This window comes from Ruegeria marisrubri, from assembly GCF_001507595.1.
GTDB classification, from domain to species: domain Bacteria; phylum Pseudomonadota; class Alphaproteobacteria; order Rhodobacterales; family Rhodobacteraceae; genus Ruegeria; species Ruegeria marisrubri.
The window spans coordinates 30691-55556 of record NZ_LQBQ01000023.1 but is presented as its reverse complement, the minus strand read 5'-3'; the positions used below and the strand labels follow the sequence as shown (position 1 = coordinate 55556).

General features: G+C 64.2%; 19 protein-coding genes and 1 pseudogene. 15 read left to right on the top strand and 5 right to left on the bottom strand.

The features are described from left to right. Positions 1-148: 148 nt before the first annotated feature. The 4 genes from AVO45_RS10930 (at position 149) to AVO45_RS10915 (ending at position 4101) form a co-directional block, all read left to right on the top strand. Positions 149-634, top strand: a complete 486-nt coding sequence (locus AVO45_RS10930; protein WP_068346880.1) for a hypothetical protein — start codon at positions 149-151, stop codon at positions 632-634. Positions 635-740: 106 nt separating this feature from the next. Beyond that, positions 741-1358 carry a ribonuclease HII gene (locus AVO45_RS10925; protein ID WP_068347383.1) on the top strand — a complete coding sequence of 206 codons (618 nt, stop codon included), beginning with the start codon at positions 741-743 and terminating at the stop codon, positions 1356-1358. 106 nt (positions 1359-1464) lie between these two features. Then, a complete protein-coding gene (locus tag AVO45_RS10920) occupies positions 1465-2568 on the top strand; it encodes a site-specific DNA-methyltransferase (RefSeq protein WP_068346878.1) in 1104 nt (367 codons plus the stop codon). A gap of 150 nt (positions 2569-2718) precedes the next feature. Beyond that, the gene (locus tag AVO45_RS10915; protein ID WP_068346876.1) at positions 2719-4101 is read left to right on the top strand and encodes an adenylate/guanylate cyclase domain-containing protein; all 1383 of its coding nucleotides are present in this window, start codon (positions 2719-2721) and stop codon (positions 4099-4101) included. Positions 4102-4110: 9 nt separating this feature from the next. Here the strand turns inward: AVO45_RS10915 and AVO45_RS10910 are convergent, their stop codons facing one another. Both AVO45_RS10910 and mutY read right to left on the bottom strand, forming a co-directional pair. Continuing rightward, positions 4111-5244 (bottom strand): alkane 1-monooxygenase, encoded by a 1134-nt coding sequence (locus tag AVO45_RS10910; RefSeq protein WP_068347381.1) that lies wholly within the window; start codon positions 5242-5244, stop codon positions 4111-4113. 61 nt (positions 5245-5305) lie between these two features. Further along, a complete protein-coding gene (gene mutY, locus AVO45_RS10905; RefSeq protein ID WP_068346874.1) occupies positions 5306-6361 on the bottom strand; it encodes an A/G-specific adenine glycosylase in 1056 nt (351 codons plus the stop codon). Positions 6362-6442: 81 nt separating this feature from the next. Here mutY and AVO45_RS10900 point away from each other — a divergent pair, with 81 nt between their 5' ends. From AVO45_RS10900 to AVO45_RS10890, 3 genes are read left to right on the top strand one after another with little or no spacing between them, the layout of a single operon-like run. Continuing rightward, positions 6443-6949, top strand: a complete 507-nt coding sequence (locus AVO45_RS10900) for a DUF721 domain-containing protein (RefSeq protein ID WP_068346872.1) — start codon at positions 6443-6445, stop codon at positions 6947-6949. Positions 6950-6961: 12 nt separating this feature from the next. Further along, positions 6962-7636 carry a DsbA family protein gene (locus AVO45_RS10895; protein WP_068346870.1) on the top strand — a complete coding sequence of 225 codons (675 nt, stop codon included), beginning with the start codon at positions 6962-6964 and terminating at the stop codon, positions 7634-7636. Next, positions 7636-8748 carry a CaiB/BaiF CoA transferase family protein gene (locus AVO45_RS10890; RefSeq protein ID WP_068346868.1) on the top strand — a complete coding sequence of 371 codons (1113 nt, stop codon included), beginning with the start codon at positions 7636-7638 and terminating at the stop codon, positions 8746-8748. The genes AVO45_RS10895 and AVO45_RS10890 overlap by 1 nt, the downstream gene beginning before the upstream one ends. Before the next feature lie 579 nt (positions 8749-9327). Here AVO45_RS10890 and AVO45_RS10885 read toward each other — a convergent pair. Both AVO45_RS10885 and AVO45_RS19420 read right to left on the bottom strand, forming a co-directional pair. Further along, positions 9328-9675 (bottom strand): annotated as a pseudogene (locus AVO45_RS10885) (transposase); the annotation flags it as partial. 261 nt (positions 9676-9936) lie between these two features. Continuing rightward, positions 9937-10155, bottom strand: a complete 219-nt coding sequence (locus AVO45_RS19420; RefSeq protein WP_082688759.1) for a type II toxin-antitoxin system CcdA family antitoxin — start codon at positions 10153-10155, stop codon at positions 9937-9939. 167 nt (positions 10156-10322) lie between these two features. Here AVO45_RS19420 and AVO45_RS10875 point away from each other — a divergent pair, with 167 nt between their 5' ends. Further along, the gene (locus AVO45_RS10875) at positions 10323-11105 is read left to right on the top strand and encodes a 3'-5' exonuclease (protein ID WP_068346864.1); all 783 of its coding nucleotides are present in this window, start codon (positions 10323-10325) and stop codon (positions 11103-11105) included. A gap of 184 nt (positions 11106-11289) precedes the next feature. On the opposite strand, the gene AVO45_RS10870 is transcribed toward AVO45_RS10875, so the two are convergent. After that, the gene (locus AVO45_RS10870) at positions 11290-11937 is read right to left on the bottom strand and encodes a HEPN domain-containing protein (protein ID WP_068346862.1); all 648 of its coding nucleotides are present in this window, start codon (positions 11935-11937) and stop codon (positions 11290-11292) included. Positions 11938-12040: 103 nt separating this feature from the next. Between AVO45_RS10870 and AVO45_RS10865 the strand changes: the two genes are divergently transcribed. The 7 genes from AVO45_RS10865 to AVO45_RS10835 all read left to right on the top strand — a co-directional run bounded on the left by AVO45_RS10865 (position 12041) and on the right by AVO45_RS10835 (position 24670). Next, the gene (locus tag AVO45_RS10865; RefSeq protein WP_068346860.1) at positions 12041-13018 is read left to right on the top strand and encodes a helix-turn-helix transcriptional regulator; all 978 of its coding nucleotides are present in this window, start codon (positions 12041-12043) and stop codon (positions 13016-13018) included. Positions 13019-13165: 147 nt separating this feature from the next. Then, a complete protein-coding gene (locus AVO45_RS10860; protein WP_068346858.1) occupies positions 13166-14293 on the top strand; it encodes a metallophosphoesterase family protein in 1128 nt (375 codons plus the stop codon). A 3-nt stretch (positions 14294-14296) separates the two neighbouring features. Further along, positions 14297-16903, top strand: a complete 2607-nt coding sequence (locus tag AVO45_RS10855; RefSeq protein ID WP_068346857.1) for an AAA family ATPase — start codon at positions 14297-14299, stop codon at positions 16901-16903. Continuing rightward, positions 16900-20217, top strand: coding sequence for a TM0106 family RecB-like putative nuclease (locus AVO45_RS10850; protein ID WP_068346854.1), 3318 nt, complete (start codon positions 16900-16902; stop codon positions 20215-20217). The genes AVO45_RS10855 and AVO45_RS10850 overlap by 4 nt, the downstream gene beginning before the upstream one ends. Further along, complete coding sequence (locus AVO45_RS20045; RefSeq protein ID WP_082688758.1) at positions 20210-22864, top strand: AAA family ATPase; 2655 nt, start codon at positions 20210-20212, stop codon at positions 22862-22864. Before AVO45_RS10850 ends, AVO45_RS20045 begins: the two co-directional genes overlap by 8 nt. Continuing rightward, on the top strand, positions 22861-24153 hold the full coding sequence (locus tag AVO45_RS10840) for an McrC family protein (RefSeq protein ID WP_068346850.1): 1293 nt from the start codon (positions 22861-22863) through the stop codon (positions 24151-24153). The genes AVO45_RS20045 and AVO45_RS10840 overlap by 4 nt, the downstream gene beginning before the upstream one ends. After that, on the top strand, positions 24146-24670 hold the full coding sequence (locus tag AVO45_RS10835) for a hypothetical protein (RefSeq protein ID WP_068346848.1): 525 nt from the start codon (positions 24146-24148) through the stop codon (positions 24668-24670). The genes AVO45_RS10840 and AVO45_RS10835 overlap by 8 nt, the downstream gene beginning before the upstream one ends. Positions 24671-24866 lie beyond the last annotated feature (196 nt).

Sequence of the window (24866 nt, the reverse complement as noted above, 5' to 3'; positions counted from 1 at the left end):
GATATTCAATAACAGTGGGGGTTTGAGGCGGCTGATATCCGATAACACGCCGTCGATATTGCTTGTCGGGAAGGGCGACGGACAGTGTGGGTTCATGTTCGACGCGGTCCGCTGAGGGATCGCAAACGCACTCGAAAGGATCCGCACCATGCATCGCAAATTCATTGCTCTCATCGTATCGACCGCGATCATCGTCACCGGAGTCTCCGCCTCACAGGCAAGGGCCGCCGATGCGAAGGATCTGCTGGGCGGTCTTGCGGCCATCGCCCTCATCGGTGCCGCGGTTCATCAATACAACAAGAACAGGGAACGCGAACGGGACCAATACGTAACCCGGCGCTACGAGCCTCCGCGCCCGCAGCATGTCCGCCCGCATTCCGGGCCGCATCACGTTCGCCCCTTGCCGGCCCGCGTGGCGCGGTATGACCTGCCCCAAAGGTGCCTGCGCCATTATGAAGGCTATCCCGGCAAGCACCCGCTTCTGGGGCCGAAATGCCTGAAGAAGCACTACAAGCACGCAGGCAGCCTGCCGCAGTCCTGCAAGGTGGGGTTCTGGAACGGCTCCAAGGTGCGCCACGCCTATGAACCGCGCTGCCTGCGGCAGAAGGGATACCGGGTCGTCTACAACTATTGAAAGTCGAGCAGAAGCGGCACCGGACAAGCGTGCCGCGGGGGAGGGTCGCCCGAGGCGCCCTCTCTTTTTTCTTGCCTGTCGGGCGCAAACGCGGTTTTGCATGGGCATGACTGCACCGAACTACGAACTGGAACAGGCGCTGCGCGCGCAAGGGTATCTCAGAGTCGCCGGGGTCGACGAGGTGGGGCGCGGGCCCCTGGCCGGTCCGGTTGTGGCCGCGGCCGTGATTCTGAACCCTGAGGACATCCCCGCAGGGCTGAACGATTCCAAGAAACTCACGGCAAAGCGGCGGGAAGCCCTGAACCAGATCCTCTTGGAACGGGCCGAGGTGTCAGTTGCCGAGGCCAGCGTCGAAGAGATCGACAAGCTCAACATCCTGCGCGCCTCGCACCTGGCGATGGAACGGGCCGTGGCGGCGATGGATCCGGTGCCGGACTACCTGTTGATCGACGGGAATCTGATTCCCGCCGGGTTGTCGCTGCCGGCTCAGGCGGTGGTCAAGGGCGACGCCAAATCGGTCTCGATCGCGGCCGCTTCGATCGTCGCCAAGATCCGGCGGGATCGGGTGATGGTGGATTTGGCGCAACAGCATCCGGGTTACGGATGGGAAACCAACGCCGGATATCCGTCAAAACAGCATCGCGAGGCACTGCAAAATTTGGGCGTGACCCCACATCATAGGCGTTCGTTCAAGCCCGTCCACAATATCTTGTATCAAGAGTAAATCGTAAGCCGCTGATTCAAAAAAGAAATTGACCGCGAATCCGGTTTGACTCATCCTTGTCTCAACCAAATGAGCGCAAAAGCGCCGTGGAAATTGAGGCAGAGAAATGACGACGACCAAGACAAAGGGCGCATCCGCGCTCCCTTTAAACACGATTCTTTCCGGCGACTGCATCGAGGTGATGAACGGTCTGCCCGAGGCGTCCGTGGACCTGATCTTTGCGGACCCGCCCTACAATCTGCAGCTCAAGGGGCAGCTGCATCGCCCCGACAACAGCCGGGTGGACGCGGTTGACGACCACTGGGACCAGTTTTCCAGCTTTGCCGCCTATGACAAGTTCACCCGCGACTGGCTGAAAGCGGCGCATCGGCTTCTCAAGCCCAACGGCGCAATCTGGGTGATCGGCTCGTATCACAACATCTTCCGCGTGGGCTCGGCCCTGCAGGATGCCGGCTACTGGATCCTGAACGATGTCGTTTGGCGCAAGTCGAACCCGATGCCGAATTTCCGCGGCAAGCGGTTCACCAACGCGCATGAAACGATGATCTGGGCCTCGAAGGCCGAGGGGGCGAAATACACCTTCAACTACGAGGCGCTCAAGGCGCTGAACGAAGGCGTGCAGATGCGCAGCGACTGGGTGCTGCCGATCTGCACCGGGCATGAACGGCTCAAGGACGAAAACGGCGACAAGGCGCACCCGACGCAAAAGCCCGAGGCGCTGCTGCACCGCGTCCTGATCGGTTCGACGAATCCGGGCGACGTGGTGCTGGACCCGTTCTTTGGCACCGGCACCACCGGGGCCGTGGCCAAGATGCTGGGACGCGAGTTCATCGGCATCGAGCGCGAGGAAAACTATCGCAAGGTGGCCGAGAAACGCATCGCCAAGGTGCGCAAGTTCGACCGCGAGGCGTTGCAGGTGTCGGCCTCGAAGCGGGCCGAGCCGCGCATTCCGTTCGGTCAACTGGTCGAACGCGGCATGCTGCGCCCGGGCGAGGAGCTGTATTCGATGAACCGCCGTCACAAGGCCAAGGTGCGGGCCGACGGCACGCTGGTCGGCGACAACATCAAGGGCTCGATCCACCAGGTCGGCGCCCATCTGGAAAACGCGCCCTCCTGCAACGGCTGGACATACTGGTGCTTCAAGCGCGACGGCAAGACCGTGCCGATCGACGTATTGCGTCAGCAGATCCGGGCCGAGATGCACAACTGACCCCGATGAACACCGCCGGTGCCTGTGGCCTGACACATGGCACTACCACCTTGCCCCGCCGACACCGGCGGGGTCTTTTCCTTTTGGGCATGGGGTGCTTGGATAGCCCGCAGAGCCCCACCCCAGTTCCGATACGAGGAAGCAAGAGGCATGACCGACACCAGCCCGAGCCGATCGAGGTTCCAGCGGTTCTTCATCACGCAGCCGGAGGCGTTCGATCTGGACAACAAATACACCGAAGCCGCGCTGGAGCGGCACAAGCGGGAAGGGCTGGAACTGGCGGTTCGGGCGCGCTGGATCGCGATGGCGCTGACCGCGCCGCTTCTGGTGTTTCTGAACCCGAACTGGGACGTTCTTTACTACCATTTCATTCTGGCGCTGATCGCCGCAAACGGCTGGTTCATCCGGCGGGCGGGCCGGGTCGGGCAGTCGCGGGCCGAACTGTTCCTGATCTTCCTGGATCTGCTCATCATGACCGTCGGAATGGTCGTTCCCAACCCGTTCAGCGACGACGTGCGGCCCGTGGCGATGCAGTATCGCTTCGACAACTTTCAGTATTTCTTCATCATCCTTGCGGCCGGGACATTGGCCTATTCCTGGCGCACGGTGATCGCCATCGGCTCGTGGACGGCGGGCATGTGGACGGCGGGATGGCTTCTGGCCTGGTGGCTGTCGACGCCGATGCCGGAACTGTCGGCAGCCGCGGCGGCGGCTTTTGCCGGCTATCCGGCCGTTGCCGAGATGCTTGACCCCAACAGCTTCATGATCCCGATGCGCCTGCAAGAGGTGATCGTGTTCATGATGGTCGCGGTCACCCTGGGGGTGTCGATGCGCAGGCTCAACCGCCTGCTGATGACCAACGCGGGGCTCGAGCGTGAGCGGGCCAACCTGTCGCGTTACTTTTCGCCGAACGTGGTGGAGGAACTCAGCCAGAATGACGAGCCGCTGAAACAGGTGCGCCAGGAAAACATCGCCGTCCTGTTCATCGACATCGTGGGCTTTACCAAATACGCCGCCGGGTGCGATCCCTATGAGGTGATCGAGGTTCTGCGCAGTTTCCACGCACGCATGGAAAGCGAGGTGTTTCGCCACCACGGCACGCTCGACAAGTATCTGGGCGACGGGCTGATGGCCACCTTCGGCACGCCGGTGGCGGGCGAGCGGGATGCCACCAACGCCCTGGCCTGCGCCCGATCCATGGTCAAGGTCATCGACGATTGGAACCGCGAGCGTCAGCGGGCGGGCGAGCCGCAGATCAAGGTTGGCATCGGCCTGCATTACGGCCCGGTGGTACTGGGCGACATCGGGGCGAACCGGCTGGAATTCGCGGTGATCGGCAACGCGGTGAACGTGGCTGCCAAGCTCGAAGCCCTGACCCGGGACTACGGCGTGCGGATCATCATGAGCGACGAACTGCGCAGTCAGGTGCTGCGCGAGACGGGGGCCGACCCCGACCTGCTGTCAGGCTTCGAACTGAAAGAAGATCAAGAGATCCGGGGCATCGGCCAACGCATGAACATCTGGACGATGTGAAGGGCGTTTCTACCGCGGCATGGGGTTTCGCGCCTTGTTGTAGGGCTTCCAATCGGTGATCTCGGGGTAATACTGTCGCCGCCACGCCCGGACTCGCGGGTTCATCACGCGCCGCCACAGCGGCGGGATCATCGCCGCAATCGTCATCACCGGATAGCCATAGGGCAGTTGCGGCGCGGCCTCTTCATCGTGGTTCTGCAACAGCGGAAAGCGGCGGTCGGGCTTGTAATGGTGGTCCGAATGGCGCTGCAGGTTGATGAGCAGCCAGTTCGACGCCTTGTGCGCCGCGTTCCACGAATGGCGCGGGTGTACATGCTCGTACTTGCCGTCGCCCAGGTGCTTTCGCGTCAGTCCGTAGTGTTCGACGTAGTTGACCAGCTCCAGCTGCCAGATCGCCGTCCCGGCCTGGATCAGGAACAGCGCCAGCCCGCTCCAGCCGCCGATGATGAAGGCCAGCGACAGCATCCCGCCCTGTAGCGCCCAGTACCGCCAGAAGGGGTTTGACAGGTCGGTCCAGGGCAGATCCTTGCGGGCCAGCTTCTGTCGTTCCGCGCGGAAGGCCGACAACAGGCTCTGGCGCAGGACTCGCGGGTAGAAACGGTGAAAGCCCTCGTTGTAGCGCGCCGTTACCGGGTCGCGCGGCGTGCCGACATAGCGGTGATGCACCAGCAGGTGTTCCGAGCGGAAATGCGAATACAGCACCATCGCCAGCAGGATGTCGCCCAGCCAGCGTTCGAACCGCCCCTTCTGGTGCATCAGTTCATGGCTGTAGTTGATGCCGATCGTGCCGGTCAGGATGCCGACGCCAAAGAACAGCGCGACGCGTTCGATGCTGTCCAGATGCCCGGCGCGGGTTGCATACCAGATCAGGCCATAGAGGGTCAGGAACTGGACCGGCACCCAAGCCTTGGTCAGCAGGATGTACCAGCGCAGGTCATCATCCGGCGTGTCCGGGTCTGCGTTCTCCAGGTTCAGCCCGGTCAGGCGGTCAAGAACCGCAAAGACCCACCATGTCGAAACCGGCACCAGCAGCAGCCACCAGCCGCCCAGACTGGCGGTTACCCAGATCAGCGGCACCAGCAGGAAGGAAATCCAGAAAGGCAGGGCGGATTGCCAGCGAGACAGGGTTTCGGGCGCGATCATCTTGGTCATCCATCTCTGTTGGCGCGGATCATAAACCCGCATCGCCAAGCTGCCCAGCAGTCTATTGGCCGCGCCAGAGGCCGTAGGCCTTGCGCATGACCGTGGGCAGATCCGAGGGGCGAAATTCGTGCTTGCCGACAACGTGCAGATCCGCGGGCTGAAAGTCGGCGGGCAGCGTGGCGGCGTGCGCTTTCAGGATCAGGTGGAAATGGGTGAAGGTGTGGCGCACCTCGCCCGGCAAAGGCCGCCAATCGGCTTCGAACGGGGGCGCCTCGCACGGAGAGTCGTTCCATTCGGACCCCGGCCAGCCCAGCATGCCGCCCAGTAGCCCCTTGTCCGGCCGGCGCTCCAGCAGCCAGGCCCCGTCTGCGCGCCTTGCCAGATAGACATGGCCGAACCGCGTGGGCTTGGGTTTCTTCGGGCTTTTCTTCGGCAGGTCCGCGGCCGTGCCGGAAACCCGCGCGCGGCAGGCCTCGCGAAGGGGGCATATGCCGCAGGCCGGGGATTTCGGCGTGCAGATCGTGGCGCCCAGATCCATCACCGCCTGGGCATAGTCTCCGGGCCGGACTGCGGGTGTCAGGGCCGCGGCCCTCTCTTTCAGCACCGGCTTCGAGCCGGGCAGCGGCTCGTGGATGTCGAACAGGCGCGCCATGACCCTTTCGACATTGCCATCCATCACGGTCTCGGGCCGGTCAAAGGCAATGGCGGCAATGGCGGCAGCGGTATAGGGGCCGATGCCGGGCAACTTCAACAGCGCGTCGTGCGTGCCGGGAAACCGGCCGTTGAACTCCTCCACGACGACCCGCGCGCATTTCAGCAGGTTGCGGGCGCGGGCATAATAGCCAAGGCCGGCCCATTCCCCCATGACCTGCTGATCCGGCGCGGCGGCCAGCGCCTCGACCGTCGGCCAGCGTGCAAGAAAGCGGTGGAAATAGTCGCGCACCGCCGCGACCGTGGTCTGCTGCAACATGATCTCTGACAGCCAGACGTGGTAGGGATCAGGCCGCACCCCGGCGGCCCGCTCGACCGGCCCGACCCGCCACGGAAGGTCGCGGGCATGGCGGTCGTACCACTCCAGCAGAGCATGGCTCACTTCAAGGTCGATACTGTCACGCAAGTTTTATCCCCCGGCCCGTCGGGTTTCGCTAGCACCCGCAATCTGCCTCACTACAATAGCCGCACAGGAGTCGGAAACCAGATGCCGTCCAGACAATCAACCACGCGCGGGTTCAAGCGGACCGCGACATTGCTGAATGACCAGATCCGCCGGGCAGGGGAAAGCCGGGGCTTTGCCGTGTCGCGGGTGCTGACCCATTGGGCCGAGATCGTGGGGCAGGACATCGCCGCCATCGCCCGACCGGTGAAGGTGGGATATGGAAAGGACGGGTTCGGGGCCACGCTGACCGTGCTGACGACCGGGCCGCAGGCGCCGATGCTGGAAATGCAGAGGGAGCAGCTGCGCGCCAGGGTGAACGCAGCCTATGGCTACAACGCGATCAGCCGGATCCGCATCACCCAGACCGCGCCGACGGGGTTTGCCGAGGGGCAGGCCCAGTTCACGCACAAGGCCGAACCTGCGAAAACCGCCCCGGCGCCCGAGATTGTCGCGGAGGCCAGCAAGGCGGCGAGCGAGGTGCATGATGGTGATCTGCGCGCCGCTCTTGAACGTCTGGGTCGCAACGTATTATCCAAGAAAAAACGCTGAGAAAGGGCAAAAATGAGCCGAAATTCAACCGTGACCCTGGCGGTCGTCGTCGTGGCCGCCGTGGCCGCCGGAGCTTATTGGATGACCCGGCCTTCTTCCCCGCCGCCGGCCGCTCCGCAGATCGAAACGGACGAAACCCAGGCGGCAAGCATCGACACGTCTTCGGTTGTCGAAATGGTCCAAGGGGCCGAGGATGCGCCCGTCGAGATCATCGAATACGCCTCTTATACCTGTCCACATTGCGCGGCCTTTCACGAAGGCCCCTACAAGCAGCTCAAGAAGGATTTCATCGACACCGGCAAGGTGAAATTCATCTATCGAGAGGTCTATTTCGACCGCTACGGATTGTGGGCATCCACGATTGCGCGTTGTGCGGGGCCAGAAAAATTCTTTGGGATCACGGAACTGATATTCAAGGGCCAGTCCGAATGGGCGCGTGCTGGAGGGCCCAACGAGATCGTGGAAGAACTGCGCAAGATCGGGCGTCTTGCCGGCATCGACAACGATCAGCTCGAAGCCTGTCTGCAGGATGGGGAAAACGCGCAGACCTTGGTAGCCTGGTATCAGGAAAACGTCGAGAAGCATGAGGTCAACGCGACTCCGACCTTTATCGTGAACGGTAAGATGGTCGAGAACCAGCCCTATGCCGACTTCAAGAAGCTGATCGAAGCGGAACTGGGGAACTGATGACGGCACCTCTCGCTGGCCTGAAGGTCATCGAACTGGCGCGGATCCTGGCCGGCCCCTGGGCCGGCCAGACCTTTGCGGATCTCGGCGCCGAAGTGATCAAGGTTGAATCGCCCGCGGGCGACGACACGCGGGCATGGGGCCCGCCATTCATCACACGGGACGAGGACGTTTCCGCTGCCTATTATCATTCCGCGAACCGGGGCAAGGCCTCGGTCACAGTGGATTTTTCGACACCCGAGGGGCAGGCGCGGGTGCGCGAGCTGGTGGCGGATGCCGATATCCTGATCGAGAATTTCAAGGTCGGAGGGCTCAGGAAATACGGGCTGGACTATGACAGCCTGAAAGAGCTCAACCCCCGCCTGATCTATTGCTCGATCACCGGTTTCGGCCAGACCGGCCCCTACGCGCACCGCGCGGGGTACGATTTCATCATACAGGGTATGTCCGGCCTGATGTCGATTACCGGCGAGCCCGAGGGCCAGCCGCAAAAGGCGGGCGTCGCCATCACTGATGTGTTCACCGGCATCCACGCGGTGGCCGGCGTTCTGGCCGCGCTCTACCAGCGCGAGCGGACCGGGCGCGGGCAGCAGGTCGACATGGCGCTTCTGGATGTGGCCGTGGCGGTCACGGCGAACCAGGCGCTGAACTATCTCAGCACTGGCAAGGTACCCGAACGCATGGGAAATGCGCATGTCAACCTCGCGCCTTACCAGGTGTTCGACTGCGCCGACGGGCATATCATCATCGCCACCGGCAACGACCGCCAGTATCAGCGGCTGTGCCGGGTGCTGGGCCTCGATGACATGGCCGAGGCGCCCGAGTTTCTGCGCAACAAGGACAGGCTGGCCAATCGCCGCGTGCTGATCGCGCGCCTGAACGGGGCGACAGCGCAGTGGGCCAAGGCAGACCTGCTGGCGGCCTGCGAGGCGCAAGGCATCCCCGCCGGGCCGATCAACACGCTCGACGAGGTGATGGCTGACCCGCAGGTCGTGGCGCGCGGCATGCAGATCGAACTGGACGGCGTGCCGGGCGTCCGTTCCCCCTTCGTGTTCTCCGATGCAGATCTGGCCCTGACGCGCCCGGCACCCAAGCTGGGCGAGGACAACTGACCAAAGCGTCCGGCTCAAAACCTGAATCGTTGGGCTTCCCTTGATGGCTGATCTGTGATTCACCCTGCTTGGGAGGATTGATCATGTCAGCACCTTTGCCGGAGGCGCTTCGGGCGCGGTTTCAGAAGTTGATCGAGGAAGGGTTGAGTGGGCGCGCAGCTGCCCTGCGTCTGAAGCTATCTCCCGCCACCGGGGCGCGTTGGAGGCTTGCGATCCGTCAAACACTTCCTGTATGTCGCCGCGAAAGCTTGCGCAGCCTTCATTGATTTCAAAGAGAAAAACAGGCGATATTTCCTCAAATATCTTCGCGGCAGTTGCGCATAAGACTGCGCGTTTTGCCTATAATGCTGCGCTCAGAAAAAATCTTTTCTTACCAAGAAGAAAGGCTCTTTCGCATTAGATTCAAACCACAGTTTTTCGATTCATGGAAGCAGTATCTCTTGTCAGGCCGCTGAATTAGTCAGGCCAGCGGGACGCAGTTCTCTGTGGTGGATTGAGGTCTCTTATCGGTCTTCCGGATTGGGTGGCTGGAAGCTGGCCTGCGCCCCCCCTCCAGCCTCATTCCGCCAGCAACCGGGGCAGCCGGTCGCGGTTCATGCTGAACACCGTCGGCACCCATACCGGATCATCGATCCCGAGGCCCTCGAACCAGCGGAGCAGTAGATTATACTGCATCTGTTCCATCAACTGCCGCTCGGAGCGGATTGAGAACAGGATCTGCAGCAGGCTGGCCCGGATCAGCCGTTCCGGCGGGATCGAGGGGCGGCCGATATCGGTGTAGACCGCCTCGAAGTCGGCATCCAGACTGGTCAGCGCGTCGTTGACCACCTGCCTGATCATGCGGAGAGGTTGCCGCGCGGGGATACGCTCTTCCAATTCGACATAGCTGAAAAGCGATCCGCTCGCTTCGTCCGTCCCGCGCTTCATCAACCCCCGCCGAAATTGTGCTGTGGGTGAATCAAGTTCCTCAGGCCGCGTCGAGAGCCGACTTCTTCAGCAGCCTGTTAGTTTCGCTTTTCCATGGGCGGCGTGGTGCTGAACTCGCCCACGTAAGAGCATTTGTTGCGCGCAAGAATGTAGCCACGACAGATGTTTAGATCGTCGGCGAAGTTGGGATGAATGAGAAATCTTTGGCGGAAGCGAAAATCAATCCGAAGAAGGTCGCGAGTGGCCGAAAGAGCTTAGTTGTTAGGGTTTGAAGAATTTAGCGAGCGGATGGCCATTCTCTTCAAGCCACCGCTGATGTTCAGAGAAGGCGCCCGCGTTCTCGCGCTGCCATTCTTTTGCTCTTTCGGTCTTCAGTTCAAGCAACTCATCAACGCGAAGAGCGAGCTCTTCTCGCGGCGCAAATTCTTCAATCAGCGCGATGAGGTCAGATCTGCTGAGATGTTGAAGCTTCTTCGACATAAAATGAGTATAGAGCAGAGGCGTAGGTCACGCCAAGCGGACGCAGCGAAACTTGGTCGACTGAAAAGGGCTTGGTTACGCTACGCCGCCCATTTGAAACCAAAAATCAAAGCTTTCCGCTGTGCTGCGAAATTAGAATTGTCGCAATATCAACGCGTTGCATTCTGATGGAGCCACGTTTGTTTGCTCCGATTTATGCCGCAACTTATACTGATTTCATGGACAAGGACGAACGCGATAAGCTGCTGGAGGCTCTTAGCAACCCCGGGCCGGACGAGAAAACTTTCTTTGCGAAGCAGCGGACACTTGGTGTTGGCGTCGGTCTCGATGAGGACGGCAAGATAGTCCATCTGAAGGGGCTGGTTTTCATAGATTTTGAAGCATCGTCCCTTAGCCCACGATCCTGGCCGGTCGAAGTTGGAATTGCCTGGCTCGATGGCAACCGGGTTTTTGTTGAAAGCAAGCTGATCAAGCCGGATCCGAGTTGGCCTGAAGAAGACTGGAATCCAGAGAGCGAAACGGTTCACAACATCCCGCGCATTGACTTAGACGAGGCTGAGCCGGCGGAAGAAGTGGCGCAATGGCTTCGAGCTATCACGATCGGACGGACCCTTGTCTCTGATGCCCCCGAATTCGATCAGCGCTGGCTTGATAGGCTAATGAGCACAATAGAAGAGCCGCCGCATATGCAGGTCGACGACTTTGACCGGATTCTTTGGATCGCTTTCTCGCACGAGGATGGCATCGTTGCACCGGGGCGTTTGCATCACGCATACAAGAGTCGCATGAACAGGAAGGTCATACACCGCGCTGGCCAGGATGCGGCGAACCTGGCTTATGCGTATCGAGCGGGACTGCCCGAAAAGAAGGGCGTGGGGCCAGACTTCGTTGAATCCATGCCCGAAGAGGAATTGAAGCTTTCGGAGGGTGGTGGTGAAGAAAATGAATGACGAAAAGGTGCTTCTGAAGCGCCTTCTCAAACAGCGTCAGGACGGCGAGTTTGTCGGTTTCGAAGAAGGGTGGGGACAGACTCAGGCCATGTTCGCTCGAAAGGCGGGCTCAATGAATAGATGTCAACGGCGGTACGATTTCCGGCCACGGGGCGGCGCAAAACCCCTTTTGGGGTTGCCGCCGTCACGCCTGCACCACCGGATAGAAGGGCGCGCCCCAGTCCTGCTCGGGGGCGTCCATCATCAGGTCGATGAACACCGGCACCAGAAAGGCCAGAATGGCGGTGCCGTCGCGCATCTGGTCGCGGTTCACGCCGCTGTTCCAGGTGGCGCCGCCGTGAATCAACTGGTTGCGCAGAACATACAGCCGGTCGAATAGCATCGACAGGATGGTCAGCGTGTCCCTGGCCTTGAGCGCCTCGGCAAAGCGGCGTTTCGAGGTGGCGAAACGGTCCTGCCAGTCGTCAAAGCCCTCGATCCCGTTGAAATGGTGCCAGAAGGGGCCAAAGACGAACCGGTTTTGCAGGAACATGCGGATGGGGCCGGGAAACCCGGTCCAGACGGCATCGTAGATGCGGTGGCTGTGGTCCAGCGCCACGACCTTCTGCAGGTAGCTGCGGAACAGATCCTTTTCACCCGCCAGATCCTGCTCGGCCGCATAGGCGGCGTTGAAGGCGATCCAGTAGAACAGGAAGGCGGCGTCGGGGTCCTCGGTTTCGCGCTCGGCCCGGCCCAGCCAGCTGATGGCGCGGTGGATGCGCAGGCCGAAGTCAGACGGGAAGCCGTCGCGGATCGCGCGTTGACGGGTTTTCAATCGGTCGAAATCTGACATGCGGGAATATCCTCAATGCGTTTCAACTCAGACTGGCAATTCTCGATAGCGGGTGCAATATTTGCTGTACACCGGGCAAGCAAAAACCGGGGCGGTGCAGAGCATGTCATTCGAAAAGGCAAAGGATCTGTTGCGGTTGGCGGACATGGCCGCCGCACGTCATCGCGGGGTCAGCCTGCGCGAGATCGAGGAGGCGTTCGGCGTCACCCGACGCACCGCGCAGCGGATGACCCAGGCCTTGCACGAGGCCTTCCCCCATTCCGTCAACGTGATCGAGGATCCCGACCGCACGCGCCGCTGGGTGCTCAAACCCAACCGCCTGTCGTCACTGGCGCTGAACGGCGCCGATGAGCTCGAGGCGCTGGAGGTGGCGCTGGCGCGGCTGGACGACCCGGCCGACCTGCGGCAAAGGCGAGCGCTGACCGGCCTGCGGGAACGGCTGCTGGCCGCGATCCCTTCGGCCAGCGCGCGACGGGTAGAAGCCGATGCCGAAGCGCTGCTGGAAGCCTATGGCATGGCGGCCCGGCCCGGCCCTGTGGCCCGGATCGAAGCCGGGATCGTGGATGCGATTTCCGAGGCACTGCGGGGGCCGCACCGGCTGTGGATCCGTTACACGGGCACGCGGCGCCTGCTGGAACCCTACGGCATCCTGCTGGGCGCGCGGCGCTACCTGGTGGCGCGCCAGCCCGACAAGGATGCCCGGCTGCGCCATTTCCGGCTGGACCGGATCGAGGAGGCCACCGCGACCGACGAGTGGTTCGCCCGCGACGAAGGCTTCAACCTGGCCGATCACGCCGCCCGTGCCTTCGGCTCGTACCATGACGACGGCCAGTATGGCGAGGTGATCTGGCGCTTTGCCCCCGACGCGGCCGAGCGTGCGGCCTCGTGGCAGTTCCACCCCGGCCAGACCACGCGGTTGCTGGAGGACGGGCGGCTCGAGGTGCGCTTTCACGCGGGCGGCTGGCTCGAGATGGCCTGGCACCTGTATCAATGGGGCGATTCGGTCGAGGTGGTGGCGCCCGAGGCGCTGGCTCGGCTGGTCCACCCGGCCCGGCGCGGCGATTTTGACGCACTTCCCTGATCATGTTTCATCTTTGTTCCGGATTTCCAGTATTTTTTCGCGGCAGGCGTCACCCCCTGCGACAGGTTTTGACACCCCCCGATGTCACATCGGAATGCGGCGGCGGTGCATTTTGTCGCTGCGACGTGTTTTGACGAGGAAGACTTGATGGCCGATTTTCGTTTCATCCACAGCTCGGACCTGCATCTTGGCAAAGGGTTCGGCTCCATGCCTGAGGACCTGCGCGGCCGCCTGATCGAGGCGCGGTTCGAGGTGATTGGCCGCCTGGCCCAGGCGGCGCGGGACCACGGCGCCAGCCACGTGCTGATCGCCGGCGACCTCTTCGACACCACCGGCCCGTCGGCGCAGGTCCGCCGTCAGGCCGCCACCGCGATGAGCGCGGCAAGCGACGTGATCTGGTGGATCATCCCGGGCAACCACGACTCGTTGCAGGGCGAGGAATTGTGGGCAGCCTTTGAGGACGAATGCTCCACAAACGTGCGCCTGCTGCGCAGCCCCGAGCCCGTCGAGATGTCCCAAGGCGTGTTCCTGCTGCCCGCGCCGTTGCCGCGTCAGTTTCCGGGCACGGACCTGACCGCGTGGATGGCCGGGGCCGAAACGCCCGAGGGGGCGCTGCGGATCGGGCTCGCGCATGGCGGGGTGGTGTCCTTCGGCGAGGATTTTGACGGCTCCGCCCTGATCCCGCCGGACCGCGCCCGCACCGCGCGGCTGGACTATCTGGCCCTGGGCGACTGGCACGGCCAGCTGACCATCGGCGAGCGCACCTGCTACAGCGGCACGCCGGAACGGGACCGGTTCAAACATGGCGGCCGAGGGCAGTGCCTTGCGGTAACGATCGACGGCCCCGGCGCGATGCCGCAGATCACCCCGGTTCAGACCGGCCGCTTCGACTGGCGCGCACCCGAGCTGATGCTGAGCCCGGGCATGGATCTGGGCGCCGAGCTGGACCGGCTGCTGCCGTCCGACCGGGCGGCGCGGCGCGACGTGCTGGTGCAGCTGCGCGCCGCCGGCTATCTGCGCATGACCGAACGCGCCGCCTTCGAGGACGCCGTGCGCCGGGCCGCGCCCGATTTTGCCCTGTTCGATCTGCGCGACGACGAGCTGGCCACCGAATACGAGGCCGACGATCTGGACCTGATCGCCGCGGGCGGCGCACTGCGAACAGCGGCCGAGGAGTTGCGGGCCGAGGCACAGGGGTCCGAGGTTTCGGCCGAGGACCGGCGCGTGGCGCAGGCGGCGCTGAACCGCCTGTGGTCGCTGGTGCGGGAGGGCTGAGCGATGCAGATCACCTCGGTCACCCTGAAAAACGTGCGCCGGTTCGTGGACCCGGTCCGCATCGACGGGTTCGGCCCCGGCCTGAACGTGCTGGTGGCGCCGAACGAGCATGGCAAATCCACCTTCTTCGAGGCGCTGCACGCGGCGTTCTTCGTCAGCCACCGATCGTTCGACAAGACGGTCAAGGCGCTGGTGCCCCGTGTGGGCGGCGACCCCGAGGTCACGGTCAGTTTCGAGGCCGACGGCGCGCAGTGGAAGCTGATGAAATGCTGGAGCTCCAGCGCCGGGCGCAAGGATGCGAAACTGTGGCGCGACGGTGTTCTGGTCGCCCAGAAAGCCGAGGCCGACGCGATGCTGTCGGGGCTGCTGAAACCGCCCTCGGATGGCGGCCCGGCGGGGCTTCTGTGGGTGCGGCAGGGGGTTGTCGGGCTGGACAGCGGCGGCGAGGAACAGCAGGCGCGGCGCGACATCATGACCTCGGTCGCGGGCGAGGTCGAGGCGATGACCGGCGGGCGGCGGATGGAAGCCGCGCTGGCAAACTGCGCCGCGTTCTTGGGTCAGCACCTGACCGGCACCGGCAGGCCGAAAAGGAATGGCGGGCTGGATCAGGCCACGACCGAGGTCGAGGCGCTGACCGAACGTCGCGACCAGCTGCAGGCCGACATGCGCGCCCTGCAACAGGATCTGGAGCGTCGCCGCCAGGTGCGGCGCGAGCTGGCCGAGCTGGACGCGCCCGAAGCCCATCACGAGCGCGCCAAAGCGCTTGAGGAGGCCCGAGAGACTCTTGAGGCCGCGCGTGCGCATGACCGCAAAGTGAAGGATGGAGAAAACGAGATCGCCCGGTTGTCGGCGCAGTTGGACTCCTGCGATGCCCAAATCGAGGCGCTGGACGGCATCCTCACCGAGGCCAGATCCGCCCATGAAGCCGTGGAAAAGGCCAAGGCGATCGTTGATGAGCGCACCGGCCAGAATGACGAGGCGCAAAAGCGACTCGAGAGGGCGAAGAAGGTCCATGACACGGCCCGCAAGGCGGTCGAAAGGGCGGCATCCGATCTGCGGCGGGCCATGCGGGCGAAAGAGGCCGCAGCCTCGGCCACCCGACGCACCGAACTCAAGGAGCGTATCGCACAGGCCGAGAAGCTGGGCGTGCGCATCGCAGAGCTGCGCAAGCAGGTGGGCGGCGAAATCGCTCCGGAAACGCTGGGCAAGCTGGAAGAGCTGGCCCGTGACCTGAGCATCGCGAGGAAGAGCCACGAGAACGCGGCGGCGGCCTTCAGCGTCACCTATTGCGCCGGCGGCGAAGGCCGGATCACCAGCGAAGGCCAGCCGGTGGAGGGCGGCAGGCGGCATCCGGTCCTGACCGGGGCAACGCTGGATCTTGACGGAATCGGGCGGCTTGAGATCAGTGCGGCGCAGGCGGATGACGGCGCGGTGGCCGAGGCCGAAGCCGCGCTGCGAACCGCGCTGGCCGAGGCCGGAATGGACAACGTTGCCGCGGCACGAGAGTCCCTGACTCGGCGTCGCGGGATCGAAACGCAACTCCGGCAGGCCGAGGCCGACCTCAGGGCGCTGGCCCCGCACGGACTGGATGCCCTGCGCACCGAGCATGATGCGCTGCCCGAGCCGGTGGAGACCGAAGGAGACGTGCCGGACGTGGCACAGGCCGAAGCCGCCGAAATGGCGGCCCAGGACACGTTGGCAGAAGCCTCTGAAGCGCTTGAGGCCGCGCGATCGGCGGCGGATGCGACCAAGGACAGCCTGACCCGCGCCGAGGTCGACATGGCCAATGCCGAAAACCGAGCCATGAGGGCGCAGGAGGCCTTGGGAGCCCATCAGGATCCCGCCAAGGCACTGGCCGATCTGCGGGTTTTGCAGCAGGAGGCCGCCAGCGCGTTGGAACAGGCCCGGCAGGCGCAACAGGCTCGTCTGGCCAATGCCCCCGATCTGGCGGCGGCCGAGGCCGCGATGACGCGGGCCGAGTCGGTGATCAAATCGGCCACTGACACGATCGCCCGCCTGCGCGAGGAGTACGCCGGGCTGAATTCACGCATCTCGGTGGTCTCTTCCAACGCGGTCGAAGAGGAGCTGGCCCTGACCGAGGACCAGCTGAAGCAGGCCGAAGACCGGCTGGCGCGGATCCGGTTCGACATTGCCGTGCATCAACGACTGGAACGCGCGTTGCAGGCCGCCCGCGACACCGCGCGCGAGAACTATGTCGCCGCTGTCCACCGCGAGCTGCTGCCGCTTTTGCGGATGATCTGGCCAGACGCCGAGCCGGTGATCGACGCCGATACCGGGCTGATCACCCGCATCACGCGCCGCGGCGAGGAAGAGGAGTTCGACGTGCTGTCGGGCGGCACGCAAGAGCAGATCTCCCTTCTGGTGCGGCTGGCCTTTGCCCGCATCCTGGCCAGGGACGGCCGCCCGGCGCCGGTCATTCTGGACGATGCCATCGTCTATACCGACGATGACCGGATCGAGCAGATGTTCGACGCCCTGACCAGGCAGTCGCAGGATCTGCAGGTGATCGTGTTCTCATGCCGGCAACGGGCCTTCCGCGCCTTGGGGGGCACGGCCTTGGCCATCACGCAAGCAGGAGACGCGGCATGAAGCTGGATGATGGCCAAATCCGCCTGTCCGCCTCGGATCTGATGCGCTTCATGGCCTGCGCCCATGCCACGACGCTGGATTTGCAGCGGCTGCAAGGGGCGGGCCCCGACCCGGTCGAGGACAGCGCGGATGCCGAACTGCTGCAACGCCACGGCGACGCGCACGAGGCCGACCATCTGCACCGCCTGGCCGAACAGGGGCGCAGCATCGCGCGGATCGAGACCGACGGCGTGCCCTTTGACCGGGCGGTGGCCGACACGCTGACCGCCCTGCGCGCCGGCCCCGAGGTGATCTTTCAGGGCGCGCTCGAAGGCGACATGTGGGGCGGATACTCTGATTTTCTGGAGCGGGTGGACCGGCCCTCGGACCTGGGCGATTTTTCCTACGAGGTGGTGGACACCAAGCTGAAACGCAAACCCGCGCCGGGCCATGTGCTGCAATTGGTCCTGTATTCCGACCTCTTGGCGCAGGTTCAGGGCCTTGCGCCCGACCGCGCCCATGTGCAGTTGGGCAACGGGCAGCGGTTCAGCTTTCGCCTGTCGGAATACGCCGCCTATGCCCGCGCCGCGCGGTGGCGGCTGGAACGGTTCGTGGCCGACCCGCATCCGACGCGCCCGGTGCCCTGCAAGACCTGCGGCCTGTGCCGCTGGCGCGAGCATTGCCAGCAGGTCTGGGAAAACGAGGACAGCCTGTTCCAGGTCGCCAACATCACCCGCCCGCAGGTTCAGCGGCTCGAAGCCGCCGGGGTCACCACCATGGCCGCGCTGGCCGAGCGGACCGAGCGCGTTCCACGGATCGCGGCGCCGACGCTGGACAAGCTGGTGACGCAGGCGCGGTTGCAGCAGGCCCGCAAATCCGGCCCGCCCAGGGCCGAGCTGCGCCCCCATGTCGCGGGCAAGGGGTTCGACCTGCTGCCACGGCCGCAGGCGGGAGATCTGTTCTATGACATCGAGGGCGACCCGTTCTATCGCGAGGACGGAGCCGAAGGCCTGGAATATCTGCACGGGGTCTGGGACGGGGCCCAGTTCACCGCCTTCTGGGCGCATGACCATGCCGCCGAGAAGGACGCCCTGATCCAGCTGTTCGCCTTCTTCTCGGACCGGCTGGCGGCGCATCCGCAGGCGCGGATCTATCACTATGCGCCCTACGAGATCACTTCGCTGAAACGGCTGTGCACGCAGTACGGTTTCGGCGAGGCGCAGCTGGACCGCTGGCTGCGCGAGGGGCGGTTCGTGGACCTGTTCGCGGTGGTGCGCGGCGGGATCATCGCGTCCGAGAAAAGCTATTCGATCAAGGACATGGAAGCCTTCTACGACATCGCCCGCACCGGCGAGGTCAAGACCGCCGGTGGCTCGGTCGTGGCCTACGAGGCTTGGCGCGAGACCGGCGATCAGGGCATTCTGGACGAGATCGAGGAGTACAACCGGATCGACTGCATCTCGACCCAGATGCTGCGCGACTGGCTGCTGGGGCTGCGCCCCGACTGGGCGACATGGAACGAGCTGGGCGAGGCAACCACCGAAAAGACCGAAGAGGCCGACGCCGAGGCCGACCAGCTGCGCGACCGGCTGGCCGGGGCCGATCTGCCCGAGGACCGGCGCAAGCTGCTGTATGATCTGGGGCAGTTCCACACGCGCGAGGCCAAGCCCGCCGCCTGGGCGGTGTTCGATGCCGCGGGCAAGGATTTCGACGATCTGGCCGATGATCTGGACTGTCTGGCGGGGCTGCGCGCGACCGGCCCGGCGCAACCGGTGAAATCCTCGGTCGAGCGCAGCTATCGCTATCCGTTTCAGGAAACGAAACTGCGCCGCGATGCCACCGCCTGCGTGGATCGGGGCGACGGCACGATGGCTTCGGTGACGATTACGGCGCTGGACCGCACGGCGTGCACCGTCACCCTGAAGGTGGGCAACAAGAACGCTGATGTGTTGCGCGACCGGCTGGACCTGCTGCCGAATTTCGCCATCAACCCGCATCCGATCCCCTCGGCCATCGCGGCGGTGATCGCCGATCAATGCGGTCCGCGCCGCAACCGCGCCGCCGAAGACCTTCTTGCCCGCGCCGCGCCGCGCTTTGTCGGGCCCTCGCCGCTGCGGGCCACGGGCGAACCGGTCGAGCGCCTGATCGCCGCCGTGGGCGCGATGGACGACACCGTGCTGCCGGTGCAGGGCCCGCCCGGAACCGGCAAGACCCATGTCACCGCCCGCGCCATCCTGTCGCTTGTGCGCAGGGGCAAGCGGGTGGGCGTGGCCTCGAACAGCCACGAGGCGATCCGCAACGTGCTGATGGGCTGCATCCGGGCGCTTGAGGATGACGACATCGATCTGACGGTCGAGGACCTGACCATCGCCCACAAGGACAAGGCCGGGGCCGCGCCTCTGCCCGAGGGGTTCGAGGCAATCCGCCAGACCCGCTCGTCGGGCGACCCGCTGCACGGCAGCGCCCATGTGGTCGGCGGCACCGCCTGGCTGTTCGCGCGCGACGATCTGGCCGATGCCTTCGACTATCTGTTCGTGGACGAGGCCGGGCAGGTGTCGCTGGCCAATGCGCTGGCGATGACGCGGGCGGCGCGCAACCTGGTGCTGGTGGGCGATCCGCGCCAGCTGCCGCAGGTGATCCAGGGCGCGCATCCGCATCCGGCCGACCTGTCGTGCCTGGACTGGATCATGGGTGACGAGCCAGTGCTGTCGCCCGATCGCGGCCTGTATCTGGACACCACAAGGCGGATGCACCCGGCCGTGACCGCCTATGTCTCGGACCAGTTCTATGCCGGCACGCTGACCGCCCATCCCGACACCGAGCGGCAGGCGGTGACGGCGAACGGGCTGCCCCGCGCGGGCGCCTTTCTGGTGCCCGTCCCGCATGAGGGGCGTGCGCAGGATTGCCCCGAAGAGGTCGCCGCCATCCGCGCCACGGTCGATCGCCTGCTGGGCGGCACCTGGACCGACAAGACCGGCACGACCCGCCCGATCACACGATCCGACATCATCGTCGTCGCCCCCTACAACGCGCAGGTCAACGCTCTGACCGAGGCGCTGGAGGGGGTGCGCGTGGGCACGGTGGACCGGTTCCAGGGGCAGGAGGCCCCGATCGCCTTGATATCGATGACGGCCAGTTCGGCGGCGGAAACCGCGCGCGGGCTGGATTTCCTGCTCTCACGCGAGCGCCTGAACGTCGCCATCAGCCGCGCCAAGGCGCTGAGCCTCGTCTTCGCCGCGCCGCAGCTGGCCGCCACCCTGTGCGACACGGTCGAGCAGATGCGCTTGGTCAACGCGCTGGCGGCTTTGAAATCCCTTGGAGGTGACGATGACTGACTGGAGCGCGATGGACGCGCAAGTAAAGATCGTGGAGGCCAAGAAAGGTGTGTCGCAGGACCGGCGCGCGGTGGTTGCGCTGATCAAGGCGTCTGCCTTGAGGCCCAACCCCGATTGCACGATGGCGCAGAAGATGGGCGGCCTGGTCACACCCGATCACCAGCCCGTTGCCATCGCCTACGAGCAGGCCCGCCCGAAACTGTGGTTCTGCGACGGGCTGGCGGACCGGTTGCGCGACGCCGGGTTCCAACTACGCGAGCAACCGCCCTGGGACGCCGTCGCCGACCGGGAAGGGCGCCATTCGGGGCTGAAAAACCACGGGTTCCGCGACAGATCGGCCTGGGATCTGCTCGACAACTCGCTGCCCAGTATCCGGGCCGCACTTGCCGCATTGGGATTGATGAAAGACATGATTTTGAATGATGAAACGATCGACCGCTGGGTCGCGGTTCTGCAATCCGCATTTCCGGGGTTCCACCATTTCGACCCGCCGCACGAAACATTCGACGAAACCGAGACCGCCTACAAGCTGGACAAGGCCGAGAAGCTGCGCGCCGCGCTGAACCGCTGCGCGACCGATGAGGATTATGCCGCGACCGTGGTGGCCGTGTTCGACGGGTTCAACCTGTTGAACTGGCGCACGATCAATCCGCTCAAGCAACCTTGGCCACAGGCCCAGTTGGGACGGGTGATCCGCCGGTATTTTCACGCACCGGATATGGACGACGGGCAGTTCGTCTCGCAATTCATCGACGCATGGATGCAGAACTGCCCGGCCCCACAGCAGGATCATCCACGACAGATCGCCGGCCTGATCGCCATGCTGCTGCACCCCGACCGGGCCGTCTATTTCCGCCGCCGTGCGTTGGATTCGCTTTTTCGAGAGGCCACGGGCCAGGCGTTTCCGCGTTCAGACGACACGGCCGAGGAATTCGCCAACGAGCTGCAATTTGCCCGAGCCGTCGAACAGGCCTTCGCGGATCGCGGCCTGGCCCCCCGAAACCTGCTGGACGTGCAGTCGGCATTGTGGGTGATCCACGATCACACCCCCAAGCTTGAAAGCGCTGAAACATCGAAAAAACCCACCATGGAGGCTTCCGTGTCCCAACCGCTGAACACCATCCTGTACGGGCCACCGGGCACCGGCAAGACCTTTGCCACCGCCGAACGCGCGGTTCGCATCTGCGACGGAACCGTGCCCGATCACCCGGACCCGCGGCAGCGGCGCGCCGCGATCATGGCACGCTATCACGAACTGTGCGCGGAAAACCGGGTTGCCTTCGTCACCTTCCACCAAAGCTATGGCTACGAGGAATTCGTCGAGGGCCTGCGTCCGGTGACGGATGAGGGTGCCGAGGGGCAGGCCGGGTTCCGGCTGGAGGCCGTCGATGGTGTACTCAAGACCATCTCCGACCGCGCGCGTACACGACCGGTTTCCCAGGGAACTAAGTTCGACCGAGCCGGACGAAACGTGTTCAAAATGTCCCTCGGACGCGCAGGCTTCGAGGAAGAGGAATACTTGCGAGAGGAGTGTTTCCAGAACGGCTATGTGCTGTTGGGTTATGGCGGTGAAGTCGATTGGTCAGACGCCCGGTTCGACAATTTCAACACCATTTACAAACATTGGCGCAGCCTACCCGGAAACGAAACCGCCAGTGGATACGATCCGAATATTGTGCAGACGGCGCAACTTCGTGCGTCCATGAAGAAAGGCGACGTGGTCGTGGTAAGTCACGGCAACCTGAAAGCTCAAGCAATCGGCATCGTGACCGGAGACTACGAATTTGTGCCCCGGGCCAACGATCACTACTATCATCGTCGCAAGGTCGAATGGCATTGGATCGACGCAAGCGGTGACGGTATTGATGTTGCAGACATCTATTCAAGCCGCTTTTCACAGCAGAGCATCTATCGGATGGTTCCGAGCAAGATCCGCTGGGAAGGTCTGCTGCCCTATCTTCAATCTGGCGATGATCGGATCCAGTCCTCGGCGGATCGACCACCCCATGTCCTGATCATCGACGAGATCAACCGCGCCAATGTGTCAAAGGTGATGGGCGAGCTGATCACCCTGCTCGAGGAAGACAAACGCGAGGGCGCGGCCAACGCCCTGTCGGTGATCCTGCCGCATTCGCGCAAACCTTTCTCGCTGCCGAGCAACCTGCACATCCTGGGCACGATGAACACGGCCGACCGCTCGATCGCGCTTCTGGATACCGCGCTGCGCCGGCGCTTCCGATTCGAGTCGGTCGCACCCGATCCGACCCTGGTGGAGCCCGTGCAGGGCATCGACCTGCGGGCGGTTCTGGAAACGATCAACGCGCGGCTGGAATACCTGATCGGGCCCGATCACCTGATCGGCCATGGCTGGATGATGGGGGTTGCCGACATTGCGGCACTGGATCGCATCATGGCTGACAAGATCATCCCCCTTCTGCGCGAGTACTTCCATGACGACCTGGGGCGCGTGCGGGCCGTGTTGGGCGGCGGCGATGCCTTTCTGCGCCGGGTCGAATTGGCGCCGCCGCCGGGTCTGGACGATGGCTATGGCGAGATCCGCTATCGCTACGAGGTCAACCGCGTGTTCGGCCCCGCCGCCTATCAGGAGCTGCTGACGGGCACCGCGGCGTCCGAGGCCGCGGCATGAAACCCTTCACCGGTCACAAGCGCCTGACGTGCCGCGAATGGCAGCAGATTCCGGTCGGCGACGGCGCAGGCGCCGTGACCCCGACCGAGGCCGACCGCCTGTGCCGCCTCGCGGCCGCCTACGCCAACCGGCTCAGGTGCCGCCCCGAGGACATTCTCGCGCGGCGCCATGCGCATCTGAAGGCAGGGCAGATCTGCGGGGTTCTGGCGGCGCCGGGCGTGACGCTGGAAATCCTGCCCAAACTGGATTTCGACGGCGAAGACGGGCGTGCGACCCTGGTTCATATGCTGAACGTGGCCCATGACCTGCGCATCTGGTCCGAGGGGCAGGCGGGTTTTGCGCCGCAGTCTCTGGACCTGCTCGAGGTGGTGATCCTGTCCTTTGCCCGGCACCTGTCGGACACGCTGCGCAACGGGCTGCCGCGTCGCTATCGGACGGAGGCCGACGACCTGCCGGTTCTGCGCGGGGCGCTGGACGTCAAACGCCAGTTCTCCGCACATGCGGTCCGCCCCGACCGGCTGGCCTGCCGGTTCGACGAACTGACCCCGGATATCCCCCTGACCCGTGTCGTGGCGGCCGCCGCTCGGATGCTGGTCCGCCGCACGGCGCTGGCGGCAACATTGACCATGCTGAACGATGCGCTGGATCGGATGGACAGAGTCGGCCGCAGCCCCGACCCTCTGCGCGAACGCGTCGTGCTGGATCGGACCAACACGGCCTGGCACGGGATGTACCGCATGGCGCGCCTGTTGCTGGCCGGCCGATCGCAATCGGCGCGGCGGGGCAGTGACGAGGGGTTTGCCCTGTTGTTTCCGATGAACGAGCTGTTCGAAAACTACACCGCCAAACTGTTCCGCCGGGCGATGGGGCGGCGGGCGCGCATTCAGGCCAGGGGCAAGAGCGTCACGACCTGCGGCCTGTTCGCGCTGCGCCCGGACATTCTGGTGCAAACCGAGCGCGAAACCCTCATCGTGGATACCAAGTGGAAACGATTGACCCTATCCGAGGACAAGGCCGGGGTGTCGCAATCCGACATCTATCAGATGCTTGCCTACGGTCAGGGATACGGACGGAGTCCGACGCCGACGCGGCTTGTATTGCTGTATCCCGCGGTTGCGGGACAGGGCACGCGGGTCTGGCGGGACTGGGTGGTCGACGGTAGCGGCTTTGCCCTGCAGGTGGCCAGCCTGGACCTGTCGCCCGGCCCCGAAGGTCCGCGCCTCGGCCCGCTGACCGACCCAGGTTTGATGCCGGACCCGATCATGGAACGGAGCATGACGGATGCTTGAAAAACTGTTTGACGACACCCTGAACCGACGCCTTGCGGCCGGCACCTTCGCGGCCTGCGCGCCGCTGGCCGCGCGGCTGGATCAGCTGTTCCCCGACGATTGGAGCGCCGCGTTCTGGGGCCTGACGGCGGCCAAGCGTCACGCCGTCGCGGCGGTTCTGTCGGGCCTGAAGGTCACGCAGGACGATGTGCCGATCCTGCGGCGCAACCTGCTGATGTCCAATGAACGCTTCCTGATGACCTGCCGGTTCGGGCAGGCCGCCGACACGGTGCGCTGGTTCCTGGACAAGCTGCCGCCCCGGGCGCTGCCGGTCGCGGCCTATGACACGCTTCCGGGCCTGTTGATGGCCGAGATCCGCAGCGGCCGCCTGACCCCCGATGACGCGCGCTGGACCGAGGGGTCCTGGGCGGATGGGCACCGCTATCTGGCGGCCCTGCTGACCCGCCTGACCGACCCGGCACCGCGCAAGGTCGAGCTGCGACGAGATGTCGGCACACAGGGGCCGAACACCGATTGACGAATGGCGCGCAGCGCGCTGAATTGGCAGAAAACTGATTGAGTAGGACGACGATGTTTCATGCAGTGATTGCAATGAGAGCTCTAAAAAACGACAATCAACGGTGAAAAATTACACCCGCGCAAGGATCTATTTGTTTCGACGTTGCTCGGAACGCATCTGCCTCGTTGCGAGAAGAAATCTTCGCTTAACCGAG